Below are 17057 nucleotides of genomic sequence, written 5' to 3' on the forward strand. Positions count from 1 at the left end.
GTGGTTTCGTGACGCTTTCTGTTGCACAGATCGACCGGGAGACCGACCAGCTCGTCAGCGAGTGGCTCACTCTCCCCGAAGTGGCCGCGCGCCTGGATCTCACGATCGGGCGGGCCAAGCAGCTCCTCAAAGACCACAAGCTCCTCGGCGTACGGCGAGGCAGCGGCGGGCCCCAGGTGCCCGCGGTCTTCCTCGACGGAAAGGAAGTGATGAAGGGCCTGCCAGGCACGCTCACCGTGCTGCAGGACGCCGGCTACGACGAGGCCGAAGCCCTGCGCTGGCTCTTCACCCCAGATGACTCACTGCCAGGATCGCCCGTTGACGCGATCAAGGCCGGTAGACACACAGAGGTCAAGCGGCGTGCCCAAGCCCTCGGTTTCTGAGGCCCGCCTCTACCTCTGCACCGACGGGCGGCGAGGGCGCGGCGACCTGGCCGACTTCCTCGACGCCGTGCTGGCCAACGGCGTGGACATCGTCCAGTTGCGGGAGAAGGGACTCGAGGCGCGCGAAGAGCTCGCGCTGCTCGAGGTCTTCCGCGACGCCTGCGACCGGCACGGCAAACTGCTCGCCGTCAACGACCGGGCCGACATCGCCTACGCGGCCCGACCAGACGTGCTCCACCTGGGGCAGGACGACCTTCCCGTGACGGTCGCGCGAGAGATCCTCGGCGACGACATCGTCATCGGACGGTCCACCCACTCCGCCGCGGAGGCTTCCGCCGCCGCGGTGGAGCCGGGCGTCGACTACTACTGCTGCGGCCCGATCTGGCCGACGCCGACCAAGCCCGGACGCCACGCGCCCGGACCCGCGCTGCTGAGGCACGCGGCGGCGCTCGGCACGGACCGGCCGTGGTTCGGCATCGGCGGCATCGACCTGGACAACCTCGACGAGGTGCTCTCCTACGGGGTGCGCCGCGCCGTGGTCGTCCGTGCCATCACCGAGGCGCCCGACCCGGGCGCCGCGGCGGCCGAGTTCGCCAAGCGGCTGTCCGCCGCCTGATGCGGTAGGTGTTCGGGGCCGTGCGTCGGTCAGACGTACGGCTTCGCCCTTCTGCCGGAGTGCCTGGAGCGGGCGATCAGGAAGGTCAGGACTTGCGGGACGTGGCGGCGACGGCCAGGCCGTCCAGCGCCGCCCGCGCCTCCTCCGTGATCGGCGCCCTGGCCAGCGCCGCGAGCGCCTCGTCCAGGTAGGACGCGATCAGGTCCTCGCACTCCTGCAGTGCCCCGGTGTCGGCGATGATGCCGCGCAGCGTCGCCACCCCCTGCTCGTCCAGCGCCGGATCACCCAGCAGGCGGCGCACGATCTGGGCGTCGTCGGAAGAGGCGGCCGCGAGCGTCTTGGCCACCAGCATCGTCCGCTTGCCCTCGCGCAGGTCGTCCCCGGCCGGCTTGCCCGTCTGCGCGGGGTCGCCGAACACGCCCAGGATGTCGTCGCGCAGCTGGAAGGCGATGCCGACGCGCCGGCCGTACTCCACGCAGAGCTCGTCGATCCACGGCTGCGCGCTGCGGGCCGCGAGCACGAGCCCGAGCCGCAACGGCTGCTCCACCGAGTACTTGCCGCTCTTGTACAGCGCCACGCGCAGCGCCGAGTCGAAGGAGTTCTCGCCGTGGGCCTGCTCCAGCAGGTCCAGGTACTGGCCGCACATCAGCTCGGTGCGCATGTGGTCGTGCAACGGCTGCGCGGCCGCCAGCGACTCCGGCGGCAGCGAGCTGGTGCGCCACATCTCGCCCGACCAGATGAGCAGCAGGTTGCCCAGCAGGATCGCGGCGCCCTCGCCGAACTGCTCGGCCGCGCCGTGCCAGCCGGCCTTCTCGTGCAGCGCCTGGAAACGGCGGTGCGCCGACGGCATGCCGCGGCGCAGATCGCTCTTGTCCATGACGTCGTCGTGGACAAGAGCGCTGGCCTGCAGCAGCTCCAGTGAGGCCGCCGCGGCGAAGATGCCGGGCCCGTCCTCGCCGCCCGCGCCGCGCCAGCCCCAGTAGCAGAACGCCGGGCGCAGCCGCTTGCCCCCCGACAGCAGGTCGTTCGCCGCCGCCAGCAGCGGCTCCAGGTCGGGGTCGCCGAGGGCAGGCTCCTGCCGGCCGACGAACTGCCTGAGCGAACGGTCCACCTGCTGGCGCAGGGCGTCAGTGGTCATGCTCATGAGACTAACGGGCGGTGGACCAGGCTTCGATCTCCGCTCGATCCGCGGGCGGTAACCTTGGTGCATGGCGCTTGGTCGACCCTCCATCCTGCCCGATCGTGTTCCCACCGTGCGCGAGCTGCTCGCCTCCGGTGGACGGTCGTTCTCCTTCGAATTCTTCCCGCCGAAGACCGACGAAGGCGAGCGGCAGCTGTGGCGAGCCATCCGCGAGCTGGAGTCGCTCCGCCCCACCTTCGTCTCCGTGACGTACGGAGCGGGCGGCACCACCCGCGACCGCACCGTCGACATCGTCGAACGCGTCGCCCACGAGACCACGCTCACCCCGGTGGCGCACTTCACCGCCGTCAACCACTCCATCCGCGAACTGCGCCACCTGGTGGGCCGCTTCGCCGACGCCGGGGTGCGCAACATCCTGGCCGTGCGCGGCGACCCTCCCGGCGACCCGGGCGCCGAGTGGGTCCAGCACCCGGAAGGCGTCCTCTACGCCGAGGAACTGGTCCGGCTGATCCGCCAGGCCGGAGACTTCTGCGTGGGCGTGGCCGCCTTCCCCTACAAGCACCCCCGCTCGCCGTCGATCGAGTCCGACACCGACTACTTCGTGCAGAAGTGCCGCGCGGGGGCCGACTACGCGATCACCCAGATGTTCTTCCAGGCCGAGGACTACCTGCGGCTGCGTGACCGGGTGGCGGCCAAGGGCTGCGCCACCCCGATCATCCCGTGCATCATGCCCGTCACCCAGATGAGCACGATCGCCCGCTCCGAGCAGTTGTCCGGGGCGCCGTTCCCGCCGGACGTGGCCGCGCGTTTCGAGGCCGTGGCCGACGACCCCGCGGCGGTGCGGCGGCTGGGCATCGACCACGGCGCCGAGCTGTGCCAGCGGCTGCTCGACGAGGGCGCGCCGGGCATCCACTTCATCACGTTCAACCGCTCCAGCGCCTCCGCCGAGGTCTTCCAGCGGCTCAACCACTCGGCGGTGGCGGTCTGACCTGAGGCCCGCCGTACCCGCTCAAAAGCCGCACAGCGTGCGGATGTCGCGGCAGGCGCCCACCACGCGGTCCACGTCCTGGTCGGACAGGGCCGCGTGCAGGGCCAGGCGCACCAGGCCGCGCTCGTGCGAGCCGGAGGGCGGGAAGCAGACCGAGGCGTAGACTCCGCGCTGTTCCAGCAGGTCGCGGGCGAGCAGGACGTCGGTCCTGCTGCGCGCGCCCAGCGCGAGGATGTGGGCGTGGCCGGGCTCGGGGGCGTAGCCGAGCGTGGTGATCTCCTGGCGCAGCCGGCGGGTGATCTCGCGCAGCCGGGTACGCCGCCAGTCCTCCTCGCGCACCAGCGCCAGCGCCGCGGCCAGCCCGGCGACGTCGTGCGGTTGCAGCGGCGAGCTGAACACCGCGGGAAAGGCCTCCGCCCGGAAATACGGCACGAACTCCGGACGGTCGCAGACGATCAGCCCCGCCCGCCCCGGTATCGCCTTGGCCAGGCTGGCCGTCCTGAAGTCGGCGCCCACCCGCGCGGCCAGCCCCTCGCCGTGCGGCCCGTGCGTGCCGAGCGCGTGCGACTCGTCCACCACCAGCAGGCTCTCGTACTCCCGCGCCGTCGCGGCCATCTCCGCCAGCGGGCAGACCGCGCCGTCGACGCCGTAGACCGCGTCCACGGCGATCACACCCGAGCCGTGCCTGCGCAGACGGCCGCGCAGGTGGTCGGGATCGTTGTGGCGGAACCACACCACCGGCGCGCGGGCGGCGTGCGCGCCCTCCCGAAGCGAGTGGTGCGCGCGTTCGTCCAGGTAGACGGTCAGGTGCGGGTCGGCGATCAGCTGCATCAGCCCCGTGTTCGCCGCCCACCCCGACGGGCACAGCACCGCCGCCGACGCGCCGAGGAAGGCCGCGAACTCCGCCTCCAGACGATCCTGCCTCTCCGGTACGGCTGCCGCCTCCATCGCCCGCGCCATCGCCGAGACGATGCGCGGATGCCGGGCGATCGCCAGACAGTCGCTGCCGGTCAGGATGATCGCGTCGGGGTCCGGCGGCCGGCTGGCGAGCATGAGCGGCCCGGCCCAGGTGCCCGAGATCCGCGCCAGGTGGAAGGCGTTGAGCCGCGCGTCGAGGCGGTCCGGGGCGCTGGGCATGGCAACCCCTTCATGGAGTCAATGAACGGTCACGCTCTGCGATCGAAGGGATGCCCGGAGTGCCGGCGGTCAAACGCCGCCGCGGGTCAAGAAAGGGGGAGGGGGCGGCCGACGATCGCGTACTCCTCGTAGCCGCCGGGGAAGACGAAGTGCGTCAGCAGGTCGGTGAAGCCGAGCGCGGCGTACAGGTGGCGGGCGGCCGTCGGGCGGTCGTGCGTGGACAGGACGCCGGAACGCTCCTTCCTGCCCGCGCACAACGTGTTGATCATCGCCCGGCCGATGCCCTTGCCCTGGAAGTCCGGGTGCACGTGAATCTCGGCCAGCTCGAACGCGTCGCCCAGCCAGGCGTCGGCGGCCTCGCCGCCCGACTTCTCGGCCAGGGCCCGGGTGACCACGTCGTGCCACCACTGGCCGATCGCGCCGTGGAAACCGTAGGCGAAGCCGACCACCCGATGCTCGTCCGCCCCCTCACCGGCCGGGCCGAGGTCCACGGCGCCCGCGCGGACGGCGGGCACGTGCCGGAGTTCGGCGAAATAGCACTGGAACAGCGGGTACGTGCTGTGGTTGTGCATGATGCTCTTGCGACCGGTGACCTGCTCCACCGGCGGGCGCATGGCGGCGGTATAGACGTCGATCACGGTGTCCAGCCGCTCGGCGAACTCCGCCGGCCCCGCGCCGCGAAACTCGATCACCCGGTGCACGCTACTCCACGTCCGCGGGGGTGCCGCCGGTCATCCGGACCAATTCGTCGAACGAGGTGGGGAAGACCGTGTGCGGATGGCCACCGGCCGCCCACACCACCTCGTGCTTGCCGAGCCAGGTGTCGACCAGCGTACGGACCGGGGCGGGGTGGCCGACCGGGGCGACGCCGCCGATGGCCTGGCCGGTAGCCTCCCTGACGAACTCGGGCGAGGCCCGGCGTACCTTCCGCACTCCCACGAGGCCCGCGATCAGCTCCACGTTGACGCGGTGGGCGCCGCTCGTCAGCACCAGCAGCGGGGCGCCGTCGGCGTCGAAGATGAGGCTGTTGGCGATGGCGCCGACCTCGCAGCCGAGCTGGGCCGCGGCCGTGGCCGCCGTCGGCGCTGTCTCCGGCAATATCACGATCTCACCCGTCGCTCCGAGTCCGCGCAGGACATCGGCCACATGGACGGCGTTGGCAGGCAACTTCTCCGGCATGCCGACACTCTAAACAGATTGACCCGCGGATTACCTCGACATGGTGGTGGTGTAGGGTCCCTTGATTCGATTGTTAGTGATATGAGGGGTGATGTACGTGGGGGGACCTCGTCGGCGCGGGGCGCTCGGCTTTGCCGCTCTGATGACGGTGGGGGCCGTCGCGTTCACGGGAGCGGGTACGGCCGGGGCCGAGGCCGTACCGGCCGCAAGCCAGACGGCAGCCGGCACGCGCACACAGGCGGCGGTGAGCGCGGGCGGCGCGGTCGCGAGCGCGTTCGCCGCCCCGAAGAAGAAGCTGAAGCTGGGAGCCAAGGGCAAGACGGTCGTCCTGCTCCAGAAGCGACTGGCGGAGCTCGGCTACCGCCCGGGCAAGGCCGACGGCCGCTACGGCGGCTCGACGCTGACCGCCATCTGGGCCTTCCAGAAGGTCAACGGCATCAGGCCGACCAGCACGATCAGCAACAGGACCTGGAACGCCCTGGAGACCCCGAAGCTCCCCAAGGTCCTCGTCAAGAACGGCAAGCCGACCCGGGCCGAGGTGAACCTCAGCACCCAGATCATGGTCATGTACGTGAAGGGCGAGCCCAAGCTGATCACCCACATCTCGTCGGGCAGCGGCATCCCCTACTGCGAGACGACGACGTGGCAGGGCAAGAGCCAGCGCTTCTGCGGCTCGGCCCGCACCCCGACCGGCAACTTCCGGACCACGTGGCGGAGGAGCGGCTGGCACAAGAGCTACCTGGGCCAGCTGTACAACCCGATCTTCTTCAACGGCGGCATCGCGTTCCACGGAGCGCTGTCGGTTCCGCTGTCCCCGGCCTCGCACGGCTGCGTACGTCTGCCGATGAACGTGGCCCAGACGTTGCCCGGCATGCTCGGCAAGGGCGTCCCGGTCCACGTACGCGGCGCCTTCAAACGCTGACCTCAAAAGGCACGGTCCTCCCCATGGGCGCGCTTCGCGCGTCAGGGGGAGGACCGGCCCGACGGGGGAGCCCAGTTCCCCCTCGCCGGTGGCCCGCCGGCGCCCGGCCCCCGGGCACGGCGGCAAGATCAGAAGATCAAGGGTTCGAATCTCGCTACCAAGCGGGGCAAGTGGTGTAGCCCTTCTGGCGTTGTGAAAGGACGCCATCCAGAAGCCGACTGTGTGCTGACAAGGCTTTCCTCCGGCACGGGTCATCGGCGGAAGCCGAGGCGTCGGTAGCGGTCGACGCGGAAAGGGCGCCTGCTCTATTCGCCCGGGCCCACGCCACAGCCAGGTCCCGCGGAGTCAGCTGCCCGGCCGCGAAGTCTCTCGAGTGCGGCCGCGACCTCACGGACCTGCTCCGGTTCCCGGGCGCACCAGTCGGAGACGTTGTTGAACCACCTGTTCCAGATGGTGCCGACAGCGTCGGGGGTGATCTCTTCTTCGCCGCGCACGAGAGCGACGAGATCGCGCACTTCGGGGTCGTATTCGTCGTCAGGAGCCCCCATACCCAGCAACCCTTCGGGGTCATACTCCTTGATCAAGGCACGGACGGCGGCCATCTGATCATCAGTCATGACTCCAGCATGTACGCCACCGCGCCGACCCCGCGCGAATTCGTCCTTGCGAAACCCTGGAAAGGGCGGCCTGATCTTCGCGCATGGATGCCGCACAATCGAGAGGACGGCACATGGGTGACCCCGGTCCCCGTCCAGGCGGGCCCGCAGGGCGTCCCCATGCTTCTCAACGGCGAAGCCGACATCATCTTCGCCGATTACGTCTCCCTGTTCCAGGCGAACGACACCGGCGCCCTCCAGGTGAAAATCCTGGCGGTAGGCTCACGAGCCGCCCCCCGATCGCTGAGCATCATGGCCCTGCCCGATTCGCCGATCAAGACCCCCGAGGACCTGGAAGGCAAGACGATCAACGTCCAGGTCCTCAAGAACTTCCAGGAACTGGCCCTCGCCCAGGTGCTCAAGCGGTACGGCGTGGACCCGGCGAAGATCACCTACGTGCCGGTGACGTTCCAGGACCTCTGGCGGGTCTCCACCAGGCGGTCCTGTCGGGCGTGGTCCCGATTCGCGTTCCGACGCCGTCGAATACCTCTACCAGGGCGAGGCCGTGGCCTATGTGTGCGCCAAGGCAGGGCCGCGACCGCCCGGCGCCCGGGCCGTCATCGGCCCGCCGGATCTGTGGGTGCGCCTGCCGGAGCGAGCCCGCTGAAGCCGGATGGTCAGGCCACGGGCGGACCGGACTGGTGGCGACCCAGGTGATCACGGGCCGAACGCCCACGACACCGTCACCGCCGTGCGACCCGGCGGATCCCGAAGGTCACCACTCCCAGTCGCAGATAGCGGCGTTCCTGGAATAGAGCCAGAGTTTGTCGAGGAAATGCTCGACGAGGTGGGCGGCCGCGGCCTCGTCCTGAATGATGAATCCGTGGTCCTGGGTCGTGTCGGGATACACGTTCCTGGAGCCGACGTAGAACGCCGTGTCGTCCACGCAGACGACTTTGCTGTGCAGCCGGTATTTGTAGCCGCCCGGCCAGGTCTGCTCATTCGACACGCGCAACGGCGCCAGTTGCAGGCCGTGTCTCAGCACCCGATGCGCCTCCGCGTCATACGTGGTCTTGAGCCTGACCCGCTGGTACAACGATTTGTAGGCCACGTCCACGCTGCTGATGTTGGAGTAGTCCGGGCTCCCGGGATTGCTGATGACGATCCGGACCTTGACCCCGTCCATCATCTTCTTGGCGAGGACGTCGAGCAGCCTGACGTCGAACAGCGCGTGCATCAGCGGCAGGCCGGTGAATCCGTTGATGTCCTGCTGGGACAGCACGATGCTGGTTTTCGCGTGGGCGACCAAGGCCCGGATGGCGTTCGCGTCGGGATTGACCGTCATGAACGCGCTGTCGAGGTTGGTCTCGTTGTTCAGGTAGCTCGCCGCCTGCTCTTCTCGTTCGGCGTACGGCCGCTCGTAGGCGGAGTCCTTGTCGCGGTCCAGGATGCCGTATCCGAGGCTGCCGACGGAGATCACCTGAAGGGTGCCCGGGGTGTAGGGCTCTTCTTCCTCCTCGTCGTACAACGACCATCCCTCGGCCGGTGGACTGGGCTTTTCGACGGCGATCCAGGCCGGATACTGTTTGCGGTTCTTGATCCAGCCTGACTTGACCCAGCCCGCGTGGGTGCGGGCCCACTCCCACAACATGTCCAGGAACTTGCCGGCCGACAGGGCCGCGGGGCCGCGCAGGGCGATGTCGAGGTCGGTCACCGGCGCCGTGTCGCCGAAGCCCCGGCTGAACAACGGGCCTTCCTCGATGTAGTAGTTCGTCATCCAGTTGATGCCGCCGTGAATGACGGACCGGCCGTCCACGATCACGAACTTGGTGTGGTTGTAGGACGACACGCCGCGCGTCGTCATCGAGCAGACCCGCAGGTCGATCTCACGGGCCAGCGTGCCGAACCGCTTGATCAGCGCGTCGCGGAACACCCACGGATCGGCCGTGCGGTCCACGCCCACCACACCGGTCATGAACCGCACGATCAACCGGTCATCGCCTTCGTCGCGGCGTTCGACGGCTTCCTTGATTCCGTCGAACATGGCGTCGAGGAAATCACCGTCCGGAAACGGCCCGGCCGGGGAACCTATCATGTCCGGCGGGCCGAAGCCGGTGATGTCCACGGTTCTGCTCGCCTGGGCGAGGTTGTGCCGCAGCCGGTTCAGGAGCTTCTTGACGCCGGGCTTTTCGGCGCCTATCGGGATGCCTTTGGAGGCGGTCCATCCCCAGCAGTCGGGAACCTGCAGTATCCAGGACGCGGCGTCATCGCCGGTCGTGTCGAATTTGTTGCCTGGCGTGCGGCTCCACAATTTCCCTTCCATCCCGGGCGAGACGGACTTTAATTCAGCTTCGACCGCGTTCAGATATTCCACATCCGCATCGTCCCACCGGATTCGCGGACCGCCCAGCCCCATGACGTGATGCCCGTTGTGGGTGATCAGGCCGCGCCGGCCACTCCGCCCAGCTCACAGCCGGGGCTTCGTGGCCGTTACACCTTCCGCGTGTCCGCATTCGGCCGATAGGAGCTCTGGCGTCAGTGATTCCTGGGCTTGAAGTAATGCTTGACCATATACGCGGTCACCTGCTTGCCGATCTTGGCGCCTTCGACGTCGGCGGTGCGGGTGTGAATTCCACCCCAGATACGGGCATTGGTGACCTCTTCCAGAGCCTGGGAGAAACTGCGGAAGTGGCGGGTCGTGCCCGAGTCGTTGCTGTAGCCGCTGAAGGAGATGTCGTCGCGGCCGAAGAAGTGCTTGAGCGCCGACATGCTCGCCCCCGTGAAACAGGTGTGGCCGGAGGTGTAGTCGGGGTGCGGCGGGGTTACCAGGAGCGGCGTCCAGTCCGGGTCGGCGGCGGTCCTCGGGTTGCCGTCGGTGTCGGCCAGGCGGATGGCGGTGATGGGGCGCCAGAAGTTCCAGGCGGCCTTCTCGTTGTAGCAGGCGGTCGTGGCGTCGGCCTCCGCGAGGTCGACCATGGCGAACATGCGCGCCGTCTGCAGCGGGGTCAGGCGCCGCGTGGTGGCGAGCTGGCGCTTGATCTCCCATTCGGCCAGGTGCCGGTCGTGCCACCAGATGGCGGCCTGGGTCTGGTCCGGGGTCCTGACCGTGCTGGTGGCCGAGCCGACGGTCTTGACCTCGTTGAAGTCGCGGGCGTACCGGCTGCCGGTCAGGGCGGGCGGGCCGGCGGTGCGGAACATCGACGCCCTCGCCAGCATGAACGGCTTCAGGTAGGCGACCCAGGCGCCATCCGTGCTCGGCACGGGCGGGGTCGGCCGCCACTGACCCGGCTCGGTGCCGACCGGCCAGGTCTGGCCGCCGAACGCGCCGTCGTTCTCCCGGGCGGCGATCATCGCGGCGGCGGCCTGTCCGCCGACGTCAATACCGCGCCGTTTCGACGTGCCGTCGGGGATCGCGGCGAGCGACGCGTCGTACTGCGTCAGCAGCCTTTCCCGCTGCGCCGGGAAAAGCGAGCGCAGAACATGGAAAGCCGCGGTCGCGACGGCGGCCTCCGTCGATTCACCGCCGTCCGCGCGGGGCGCGCGCAGATAGGGCTGGTACGGCCGGCCGGCGATCGCGTTGACCGCGTCGTAAACGGCGCCGTGCACCATGGCGAAACTACGGGCCTGGACCTGCGGCTGCTGCCGGGCGATTTCCCAGATCGCCGTTTCGGCGTTCTTGTCCCAGACGATGATGGCATTCGGCGGTGAATCCGCGGCGTACGCGGGCGGCGTGCCGAGCGCGACAACTCCCGCGACCACGGCTAACACAACGGGCTTACGCCGGAGGAATGCTGGTGATCTAGGCATGCCTGCAAACTACTATGCGGTTCCTTTTTCGGAGACCGCACTGCCTGAGCCGTCACCCGCCGGATCCGCTCACCGAGCGGGAGATCATGCGGCGCGCGGCCGGTTGACCCATGTCTCCTCGTCCTCCTCCCGCGGAGGGCGAGGAGGCATGTGCGGCTGGTAGAGTGGGCGATCGAGATGGAGAGAGGGGGAGGTGAGTTGATGACCGCGCTGGAGGCCACTGTCGTGCACAGCGTCCGGAGCATCCTCACGTCCCGGACGACGGCCTGATTCGCGCCCTTCTGACCGGCCGGGTGCGTGAGCCCGCCGGAGGACATCGTCAACTCATCACGAAACGGATCTTCATCCATCATGTCTTCACGTTCTGAGTGGATCACGCGCGCCGAGACCACCGCCGACGTCCCCGCTGTCCGGGAGATCGTCCTGGCGGCGTTCGAGACCCCGCTGGAAGCGGATCTCGTCGACGCGCTCCGCACCGACTCCGCCTGGATCGACGGGCTGTCCATCGTCGCGGTCGACGACGACGACCGGCCGGCCGGCCACGCGCTGCTCACCCGGTGCCACATCGGGGACACGCCGGCGCTGTGCCTGGCGCCGGTCTCGGTGCGGCCCGACCGGCAGAAGACCGGCGCCGGGTCGGCCGCCACCCGGGCCGCGCTCCGGGCCGCGGCCGACATGGGCGAGCGGTTCGTCGTCGTCCTCGGGCATCCGGAGTACTACCCGAGGTTCGGGTTCGGGCGCGCGTCCGAGCACGGGATCGGGGTCACGTTCGAGGTGCCCGACGAGGCGCTGATGGCGCTGGCGCTCGTGCCCGGTGAGCGGCTGCCATCCGGAACCATCCGGTACGCGGCGCCGTTCGGGATCTAGCACCGCCGTTCGGGGTCCAGCACTGGCCGTTCGGGGCTGGGCATGACGTCCCGTCCGGAGCGTGAACCGCTCCGGGCGGGGTGTCCTACGGCAGGCTGGTGCGGGTGGGCTCGGCCAGCAGGGCGGTGGTCGCCTCGTCGGCCGGGACGTAGACGATCAGGCGCTGGTCCTCGGTGCCCGCCAGCGTGAGGGTCTCGTAGGCGAGCAGAAGTTCGCCTTCCGGGTGCGCCCATCGTTCGGTGCCGATGCGGGCGGGGAGCATCGCGTTCGCGTAGTGCCGGGTGAAGGTGGTTCCGGCCGTCAGGGACAGTTCGTCGCCCAGGTGCGCCGCGTGCCGGTCGCCCAGCGCGGCCCCGGCGCGCAGGTCGGCGGCGCGCTGCGCGGCCACCTCCGTCCAGCCGGGGAAGGCGTCGCGGGCGCGGGGGTCGGTGAACAGGTAGCGGGACAGATTCGGCGGGTCGTCGTCGAGCAGGCCGAAGGGGCCGAGCAGGCGGGCGTACGCGGGAGTGTGGGCCAGGATCTCGGTGAGCTGGTTGACGACCACGGCGGGGGTGTGGGCCAGGCGGGCCAGCATCGCCTCCACCGTGGGGCGCAGCGTGCGGGACAGCGGCGGGACGCCCGCGCAGACGCCGCCGGCTTCCGCTTTGTGCAGGCGGTGCAGGTGGATGCGTTCGTCGGGCGAGAGCGACAGGGCGTCGGCGAGCGCGGTGAGGATCTCGGTGGACGGGCGCCGGTCGCGGCCCTGCTCCAGACGCGTGAGGTAGTCGACGCTGACGCCCGCGACCGTGGCCAGTTCGGCGCGGCGCAGGCCCGGGGTGCGGCGGCGCGCTCCCGACGGGAACCCGACCGCCTCGGGCGGCACCGCCTCGCGCCGGGCGCGCAGGAACGCGCCCAGCTCGTTGTTACCCATGGCCCGAGTGTAGAGGGTGGCCCTGCGGGAGCCAGGCTCACGGCGGTCTCCCTCTCCCGTGCACGGCCCGGCAGTCTCGTCCCATGAGCGCATTCACACCGGGCGAGATCGCCTACCTGACCAGCCAGCCCCTCGGCCGCCTGGCCACGACCGGAGCCGACGGCAGGCCGTCGGTGCGCCCCGTCGGGGTGATCTACGATCCCGGCTCCGGCGGGCTGATCGTGGGCGGCGTCACGGGCTCCGGCATGGCCCGCAGCAAGAAGTTCCGCGACGCCCGGCGGCACCCGGACGTCGCGTTCGTGGTGGACGATCTGGCTTCGGTCGAGCCGTGGACTCCGCGGGGTATCGAGATCAGGGGTGTGGCGCGGACGTTCGACGAGGGCGGCGTGGAGGTGGGGGAGCGGCTCGCGGCGCCGTTCCCGTTCGAGGAGGCGTGGATGCTGATCCTGCCGCGCCGGATCCTCGCCTGGGGCATCGAGGGCGACTTCGCCGCCAGGGAGGTGGCGGCGTGAGGTACCGGCTGCTGGGGCGTACCGGACTGCGGGTGTCGGAGCTTTTCTTCGGCGCGATGGGCTTCTACGAGGGCGGCGCGGGCAAGGAGCACCGCGCGATGCTCGACGCCTACGAGGGCGCGGGCGGCAACGTGATCGACACGGCCTCCGCCTACGGCGAGAGCGAGAGCGTCCTCGGCGAACTGCTGGCCGGGCGGCGCGAGCGGCTCGTCCTGGCCACCAAGTACTCGATCTCCCGCGACCAGACGGATCCGAACGCGGCGGGCAACCACCGCAAGAACCTCGTGCACTCGCTGGAGCGGAGCCTCCGGCGGCTGCGTACCGACTACGTGGACCTGCTCTGGGTGCATCTGTGGGACCGGCGCACCCCGCTGGAGGAGACGATGCGGGCGCTGGACGACGCGGTGCGCGCGGGGAAGGTGCTGTACGTGGGGATCTCGGATGCGCCCGCGTGGGTGGTGAGCCGGGCCGACACGCTGGCGGAGTGGCGCGGGTGGACGCCGTTCGCGGGGGTGCAGGTGCCGTACAGCCTGCTCAAGAGGGACGTCGAGCGGGAGCTGCTGCCGATGGCGGGTGAGCTCGGGCTGAGCGTGGCGGCGTGGGGGCCGCTGGCCGGGGGCGTACTGTCGGGCAAGTTCAGCGGCGGCGAGGGGGCGGAGGGGCCCACCCGGGTGGATCCGGGGACGCTCGGCGACCGGGATCACGCCGTGGCGCGGGCCGTGCGGGAGGTCGCGGGGGAGGTGGGCGCGAGCCCGTCGCAGGTGGCGATCGCCTGGACGCGGGCGCGGCATCCGTTCGTGCATCCGATCGTCGGGGCCAGGGACGTCCGGCAGCTGGCCGACAACCTCGGGGCGGCCGAGGTCGTGCTGGACGAGGAGGCGGTCAGGAGGCTTGAGGCGGCGGCCGCCTTCGAGGCCGGCTTCCCCGGGGACTTCCTGGCCGAGTGCGAGGCCGATCCCTGGGTGTTCGGGGAGGGCTACCGGCGCCTGGACGCGTCGTAGGCGGCGGCTCGACGCCCACCCAGCCCCTGACGTACCGCGGGGTGAAGTAGCGCCCGACGCCGGCGTCGGTCCAGCTCCGCGTCATGCCGCCCACCCTAGGACACTAGGATCCGGTGCCATGCGTTTCGTGATCTTAGGCGGCGTCGCCGCCATGGTGCTGTCGGCTACGCCCGCGTCGGCCAAGCCGCCGGCCCCGGCCCAGCTCGCCGAGGCCGTCCTCACGCCCGAGGACCTGGGTGACGGCTACACCGACAACCCCAAGCGCCCGCGCGAGGCGCTCGACAAGGACTCCGCGCACACCAAGGCCTGCCGGACGGCGATAGGCAGGCTGAAGCCGCTGCTCAGGAGCAAGGCGGCCGCTTTCATCGACAAGCAGGGCAAGCCGTCCGGGCTGCGGCAGTTCGCGCTCGGCGCCACCCCGGCAGGGCTGGCCTCCTGGCAGGCGGCGGGCAAGGCGATGGCGCGTGACTGCGCCGGGGTGGACAAGAGCACCAAGAAGCGCAAGGAGGGCATCAAGCGGCTGTCCGTCGGGCGCGTGGGCACCTGGGTGTACGCGATCCGCTACAGCGACCATCCCCAGGAGTTCGCCCGCCCGATCCACGCCCAGGACGTCGTGCTCATGCGGGTCGGCCAGGCCGTCACGCTGGTCGTGAGCGACGGCTACTTCGGCACCTTCGACCCGGCGCTGAGCCGGCGCGCGGCCCGCCTGGCCGCGGCCAAGCTCAAGGAGGCTCAGGTCTGATGTACGGCGCGGCGGGACGGGTACCAGCTTTCGCAGACCGGCTCGCCGGCCAGGTTCCAGCTCCAGGAGATCGTGGGCGTGACGCGCAGGTACACGCCGGGCCCGACCATGCCGGTGCGTTCGAAGGGCTGCTCGGCCACGCCGTACACGCGGATTCCGCGCGCGACGAACGGGTCGAAGGACGGCAGGTCATCGACCACCAGCGCGACCTTGGCGCGTCCGGCGGCGACGTTGCGGAACTTGCGGGTGGCCACCACGCTCTGCCCGCCGCCGACCCAGAAGTGCGTGCCGTCGAACTCGTAGGCGACCGGCGTCACGTCGGGCTGGTCACCCGCGTCGAGCGTGGCGAGGCGGGCGAGGGACTGGGAACGCAGGTAGGCGCGCTCCTCGTCGGTGAACGTCATGCCGTGTCTCCCTTTCTGCGGCGGTCCTCTCCCTTTACACGATCGGGCGGCCCGCGTATCGACCGACACGGGTAAACGCGTTGCGGGGTTGTCGCCGCTTTCGCCACGCTGGGCGGATGAACGTGCCCTATCGGCAGATCCGTGCCGTCTACACCGAGGAGACGATCACCGTCTACCAGGCCTACGATCCGGCCATCGCCGCTCCGGCGGTCGCGGCGCAGCGGTTCGTGGCGCCGTTCAAGCGCGAGCGGATGACGTGGATCAAGCCGTCGTTCCTCTGGATGATGTACCGCTGCGGCTATGCCACCAAGCCCGGCCAGGCCCGCGTGCTGGCCGTCGACATCAGCCGCGACGGCTTCGCGTGGGCGCTGGCCAACGCGTCGCTGAGCCACCACGGCGGCGCGGAGGCACGCGGCAGGCCGGTGCGGGTGCAGTGGGATCCGGAGCGCGACCTCCACCACAACCCGCTGCCCCACCGCTCGATCCAGATCGGGCTGTCCGGCGAGGCGGTCACCCGCTACACCGATGAGTGGATCACCGCCATCCGCGACATCACCCCGCAGGTCAAGGCCGTGCACGCGGCGCTGCGGGCCAAGCGGGACGTCGCCGGGCTGCTGCCCGACGAGCGTCCCTACCCGCTCGGCGCCGAGCTGGCCGCCGTCGTCCAGGCCTCCTAGAGCGCGGCCCACAACTCCTCGGGGACCGGGGTACGGAAGTCCGCCACGTTGGCCAGCACCTGGGCCGGAGTGTGGGCACCGATGAGGATCGAGCGCACGGCCGGGTGGCGCAGTGGGAAACGCATCGCGGCACCGGCCACCGGCACCCCGTACGCGGCGCAGGCGTCCAGGATCGGCCGGACCTCCGGCGGCGGATCGGCGGGCGGCTCGGCCAGCAGGCCGCGGTGGAACAGGCCGGCCGCCACCACCGGGACGCCCCGCTCGGCGCACAGCGGCAGAAGCTCGTCGAACGCGGTTCGGCGCAGCAGCGTGCACTGGCCGGCGGCCAGCAGCACGTCGGGATCGGCGTTCCTGACGAAGGCGGCGAGCATCGCGGGCTGGTTCATGCCGACGCCGATCGCCTTGATCACTCCCTGCGCGCGCAGGTCGGCCAGCGTCGCGAACGCCTCGTCGAGGGCCTGGGGCCAGTGGCGGTCGGGGTCGTGGACGAGCAGGATGTCGACATGGCCGGTGCCGAGCCGTTCGAGCGACTCCTCCAGGCTGCGCAGGACGCCGTCGCGGGAGAAGTCGTGGACGGCGTGCCGGTCGTCGTCGACGGCGAAGATCCCCGGGCCGCCGGGTCCCGGCCGGATCAGCCGGCCCACCTTGGTCGACAGCAGGTACTCCGATCGGGGCCGCTCGCGCAGTGCCGCGCCGAGACGGCGCTCGGCCAGCCCGAGCCCGTAGTAGGGGGCGGTGTCGAAGTAGCGGATGCCCGACTCCCAGGCGGCGTCCACGACCTCGCGGGCCTGCCCGTCGCTGATGGGGCGCAGGTAGTTGCCGAGCGGGCCGCCGCCCAGCCCCAGCTCGGGCAGGTGGGGCAGGGTCACGGGGCGGGTTCCAGGTGGAGCCAGGTGGTGACGACCTCGGTGACGGCCTCCAGGTGGTGGTCCTCGCCGGCCTCGACGATGAGCACGTCCCCGGCGGCGAAGCCGGACGCCTCGCCGTCGAGGTGGATGCGGCCCGTGCCGGACAGGATGAGGAAGATCTCGGGGTCGGGATGGGTGTGCGGGCCCCGGTGGTGGCTGATCTGGCCGGGGGGCAGGGTGGAGACGCCGCCGGATTCGACCCGGTAGCCGGGTAACGAGATCCCGTCGCCGTGCTCGGCCAGCGTGCTCCTGCGCATCGGGGCTCCT

The 17057-nt window shown here is 70.6% G+C and carries 21 protein-coding genes; 10 read left to right on the forward strand and 11 right to left on the reverse strand.

The window, feature by feature from the left end:
* The first annotated feature begins 8 nt into the window (after positions 1-8).
* Together ACIBI5_RS12145 and thiE are read left to right on the forward strand one after the other, a co-directional pair.
* A complete protein-coding gene (locus ACIBI5_RS12145; RefSeq protein WP_379621476.1) occupies positions 9-383 on the forward strand; it encodes an Rv2175c family DNA-binding protein in 375 nt (124 codons plus the stop codon).
* Entirely contained in the window at positions 361-999 is a 639-nt protein-coding gene (gene thiE / locus ACIBI5_RS12150) for a thiamine phosphate synthase (RefSeq protein ID WP_397245953.1), read from the forward strand. Before ACIBI5_RS12145 ends, thiE begins: the two co-directional genes overlap by 23 nt.
* An 85-nt stretch (positions 1000-1084) precedes the next feature.
* Here the strand turns inward: thiE and ACIBI5_RS12155 are convergent, their stop codons facing one another.
* Positions 1085-2137, reverse strand: a complete 1053-nt coding sequence (locus ACIBI5_RS12155; RefSeq protein ID WP_397245954.1) for a polyprenyl synthetase family protein — start codon at positions 2135-2137, stop codon at positions 1085-1087.
* A 70-nt stretch (positions 2138-2207) separates the two neighbouring features.
* On the opposite strand from ACIBI5_RS12155, the gene metF reads away from it, so the two are divergent.
* The gene (gene metF, locus ACIBI5_RS12160) at positions 2208-3128 is read left to right on the forward strand and encodes a methylenetetrahydrofolate reductase [NAD(P)H] (RefSeq protein ID WP_397245956.1); all 921 of its coding nucleotides are present in this window, start codon (positions 2208-2210) and stop codon (positions 3126-3128) included.
* 21 nt (positions 3129-3149) lie between these two features.
* Here metF and ACIBI5_RS12165 read toward each other — a convergent pair whose 3' ends face one another.
* The 3 genes from ACIBI5_RS12165 to ACIBI5_RS12175 all read right to left on the reverse strand — a co-directional run bounded on the left by ACIBI5_RS12165 (position 3150) and on the right by ACIBI5_RS12175 (position 5444).
* Complete coding sequence (locus ACIBI5_RS12165; RefSeq protein WP_397245957.1) at positions 3150-4265, reverse strand: aminotransferase class I/II-fold pyridoxal phosphate-dependent enzyme; 1116 nt, start codon at positions 4263-4265, stop codon at positions 3150-3152.
* 86 nt (positions 4266-4351) lie between these two features.
* On the reverse strand, positions 4352-4957 hold the full coding sequence (locus ACIBI5_RS12170; protein ID WP_397245958.1) for a GNAT family N-acetyltransferase: 606 nt from the start codon (positions 4955-4957) through the stop codon (positions 4352-4354).
* A gap of 10 nt (positions 4958-4967) precedes the next feature.
* Complete coding sequence (locus ACIBI5_RS12175; RefSeq protein ID WP_397245959.1) at positions 4968-5444, reverse strand: YbaK/EbsC family protein; 477 nt, start codon at positions 5442-5444, stop codon at positions 4968-4970.
* A gap of 142 nt (positions 5445-5586) precedes the next feature.
* Between ACIBI5_RS12175 and ACIBI5_RS12180 the strand changes: the two genes are divergently transcribed.
* Positions 5587-6366: a L,D-transpeptidase family protein gene (locus ACIBI5_RS12180; RefSeq protein WP_397245960.1), complete on the forward strand. Its 780-nt coding sequence runs from the start codon at positions 5587-5589 to the stop codon at positions 6364-6366.
* A gap of 305 nt (positions 6367-6671) precedes the next feature.
* On the opposite strand, the gene ACIBI5_RS12185 is transcribed toward ACIBI5_RS12180, so the two are convergent.
* A complete protein-coding gene (locus ACIBI5_RS12185; protein ID WP_397245961.1) occupies positions 6672-6983 on the reverse strand; it encodes a hypothetical protein in 312 nt (103 codons plus the stop codon).
* 9 nt (positions 6984-6992) lie between these two features.
* Here ACIBI5_RS12185 and ACIBI5_RS12190 point away from each other — a divergent pair, with 9 nt between their 5' ends.
* Entirely contained in the window at positions 6993-7679 is a 687-nt protein-coding gene (locus ACIBI5_RS12190) for an ABC transporter substrate-binding protein (RefSeq protein ID WP_397245962.1), read from the forward strand.
* A 58-nt stretch (positions 7680-7737) separates the two neighbouring features.
* Here ACIBI5_RS12190 and ACIBI5_RS12195 read toward each other — a convergent pair whose 3' ends face one another.
* Positions 7738-9378 (reverse strand): phospholipase D-like domain-containing protein, encoded by a 1641-nt coding sequence (locus ACIBI5_RS12195; RefSeq protein WP_397245963.1) that lies wholly within the window; start codon positions 9376-9378, stop codon positions 7738-7740.
* 119 nt (positions 9379-9497) lie between these two features.
* On the reverse strand, positions 9498-10721 hold the full coding sequence (locus ACIBI5_RS12200) for a hypothetical protein (protein WP_397245964.1): 1224 nt from the start codon (positions 10719-10721) through the stop codon (positions 9498-9500).
* A 399-nt stretch (positions 10722-11120) separates the two neighbouring features.
* On the opposite strand from ACIBI5_RS12200, the gene ACIBI5_RS12205 reads away from it, so the two are divergent.
* Positions 11121-11636 (forward strand): GNAT family N-acetyltransferase, encoded by a 516-nt coding sequence (locus tag ACIBI5_RS12205; RefSeq protein ID WP_397245965.1) that lies wholly within the window; start codon positions 11121-11123, stop codon positions 11634-11636.
* An 85-nt stretch (positions 11637-11721) separates the two neighbouring features.
* Here ACIBI5_RS12205 and ACIBI5_RS12210 read toward each other — a convergent pair whose 3' ends face one another.
* The gene (locus tag ACIBI5_RS12210) at positions 11722-12546 is read right to left on the reverse strand and encodes a helix-turn-helix domain-containing protein (RefSeq protein WP_397245966.1); all 825 of its coding nucleotides are present in this window, start codon (positions 12544-12546) and stop codon (positions 11722-11724) included.
* 83 nt (positions 12547-12629) lie between these two features.
* Here ACIBI5_RS12210 and ACIBI5_RS12215 point away from each other — a divergent pair, with 83 nt between their 5' ends.
* The 3 genes from ACIBI5_RS12215 to ACIBI5_RS12225 all read left to right on the forward strand — a co-directional run bounded on the left by ACIBI5_RS12215 (position 12630) and on the right by ACIBI5_RS12225 (position 14801).
* Entirely contained in the window at positions 12630-13058 is a 429-nt protein-coding gene (locus tag ACIBI5_RS12215) for a PPOX class F420-dependent oxidoreductase (RefSeq protein ID WP_397245968.1), read from the forward strand.
* Complete coding sequence (locus ACIBI5_RS12220) at positions 13055-14059, forward strand: aldo/keto reductase (RefSeq protein ID WP_397245970.1); 1005 nt, start codon at positions 13055-13057, stop codon at positions 14057-14059. Before ACIBI5_RS12215 ends, ACIBI5_RS12220 begins: the two co-directional genes overlap by 4 nt.
* A 118-nt stretch (positions 14060-14177) precedes the next feature.
* On the forward strand, positions 14178-14801 hold the full coding sequence (locus tag ACIBI5_RS12225; protein WP_397245972.1) for a hypothetical protein: 624 nt from the start codon (positions 14178-14180) through the stop codon (positions 14799-14801).
* On the opposite strand, the gene ACIBI5_RS12230 is transcribed toward ACIBI5_RS12225, so the two are convergent.
* Positions 14792-15205, reverse strand: coding sequence for a PPOX class F420-dependent oxidoreductase (locus ACIBI5_RS12230; RefSeq protein ID WP_397245974.1), 414 nt, complete (start codon positions 15203-15205; stop codon positions 14792-14794). The two genes, ACIBI5_RS12225 and ACIBI5_RS12230, sit on opposite strands and share 10 nt — an antisense overlap.
* A gap of 116 nt (positions 15206-15321) precedes the next feature.
* On the opposite strand from ACIBI5_RS12230, the gene ACIBI5_RS12235 reads away from it, so the two are divergent.
* Complete coding sequence (locus tag ACIBI5_RS12235; protein ID WP_397245975.1) at positions 15322-15882, forward strand: DUF4291 domain-containing protein; 561 nt, start codon at positions 15322-15324, stop codon at positions 15880-15882.
* Here the strand turns inward: ACIBI5_RS12235 and ACIBI5_RS12240 are convergent.
* Together ACIBI5_RS12240 and ACIBI5_RS12245 are read right to left on the reverse strand one after the other, a co-directional pair.
* Positions 15879-16751 carry an aldo/keto reductase gene (locus tag ACIBI5_RS12240; protein WP_397245977.1) on the reverse strand — a complete coding sequence of 291 codons (873 nt, stop codon included), beginning with the start codon at positions 16749-16751 and terminating at the stop codon, positions 15879-15881. The two genes, ACIBI5_RS12235 and ACIBI5_RS12240, sit on opposite strands and share 4 nt — an antisense overlap.
* Positions 16748-17047 carry a cupin domain-containing protein gene (locus tag ACIBI5_RS12245; protein WP_397245979.1) on the reverse strand — a complete coding sequence of 100 codons (300 nt, stop codon included), beginning with the start codon at positions 17045-17047 and terminating at the stop codon, positions 16748-16750. Before ACIBI5_RS12245 ends, ACIBI5_RS12240 begins: the two co-directional genes overlap by 4 nt.
* Between the last annotated feature and the right edge of the window lie 10 nt (positions 17048-17057).

The sequence above is a fragment of the Nonomuraea sp. NPDC050540 genome, assembly GCF_044457485.1.
Lineage (GTDB): Bacteria > Actinomycetota > Actinomycetes > Streptosporangiales > Streptosporangiaceae > Nonomuraea.

Coding starts and splice junctions, on each gene's coding strand:
- ACIBI5_RS12155 (WP_397245954.1), bottom strand. CDS start 2,137: ATGACCACTGACGCCCTGCGCCAGCAGGTGGACCGTTCGCTCAGGCAG.
- metF (WP_397245956.1), top strand. CDS start 2,208: ATGGCGCTTGGTCGACCCTCCATCCTGCCCGATCGTGTTCCCACCGTG.
- ACIBI5_RS12165 (WP_397245957.1), bottom strand. CDS start 4,265: ATGCCCAGCGCCCCGGACCGCCTCGACGCGCGGCTCAACGCCTTCCAC.
- ACIBI5_RS12175 (WP_397245959.1), bottom strand. CDS start 5,444: ATGCCGGAGAAGTTGCCTGCCAACGCCGTCCATGTGGCCGATGTCCTG.
- ACIBI5_RS12180 (WP_397245960.1), top strand. CDS start 5,587: ATGACGGTGGGGGCCGTCGCGTTCACGGGAGCGGGTACGGCCGGGGCC.
- ACIBI5_RS12185 (WP_397245961.1), bottom strand. CDS start 6,983: ATGACTGATGATCAGATGGCCGCCGTCCGTGCCTTGATCAAGGAGTAT.
- ACIBI5_RS12190 (WP_397245962.1), top strand. CDS start 6,993: ATGTACGCCACCGCGCCGACCCCGCGCGAATTCGTCCTTGCGAAACCC.
- ACIBI5_RS12195 (WP_397245963.1), bottom strand. CDS start 9,378: ATGGGGCTGGGCGGTCCGCGAATCCGGTGGGACGATGCGGATGTGGAA.
- ACIBI5_RS12205 (WP_397245965.1), top strand. CDS start 11,121: ATGTCTTCACGTTCTGAGTGGATCACGCGCGCCGAGACCACCGCCGAC.
- ACIBI5_RS12210 (WP_397245966.1), bottom strand. CDS start 12,546: ATGGGTAACAACGAGCTGGGCGCGTTCCTGCGCGCCCGGCGCGAGGCG.
- ACIBI5_RS12215 (WP_397245968.1), top strand. CDS start 12,630: ATGAGCGCATTCACACCGGGCGAGATCGCCTACCTGACCAGCCAGCCC.
- ACIBI5_RS12225 (WP_397245972.1), top strand. CDS start 14,178: ATGCGTTTCGTGATCTTAGGCGGCGTCGCCGCCATGGTGCTGTCGGCT.
- ACIBI5_RS12230 (WP_397245974.1), bottom strand. CDS start 15,205: ATGACGTTCACCGACGAGGAGCGCGCCTACCTGCGTTCCCAGTCCCTC.
- ACIBI5_RS12235 (WP_397245975.1), top strand. CDS start 15,322: ATGAACGTGCCCTATCGGCAGATCCGTGCCGTCTACACCGAGGAGACG.
- ACIBI5_RS12245 (WP_397245979.1), bottom strand. CDS start 17,047: ATGCGCAGGAGCACGCTGGCCGAGCACGGCGACGGGATCTCGTTACCC.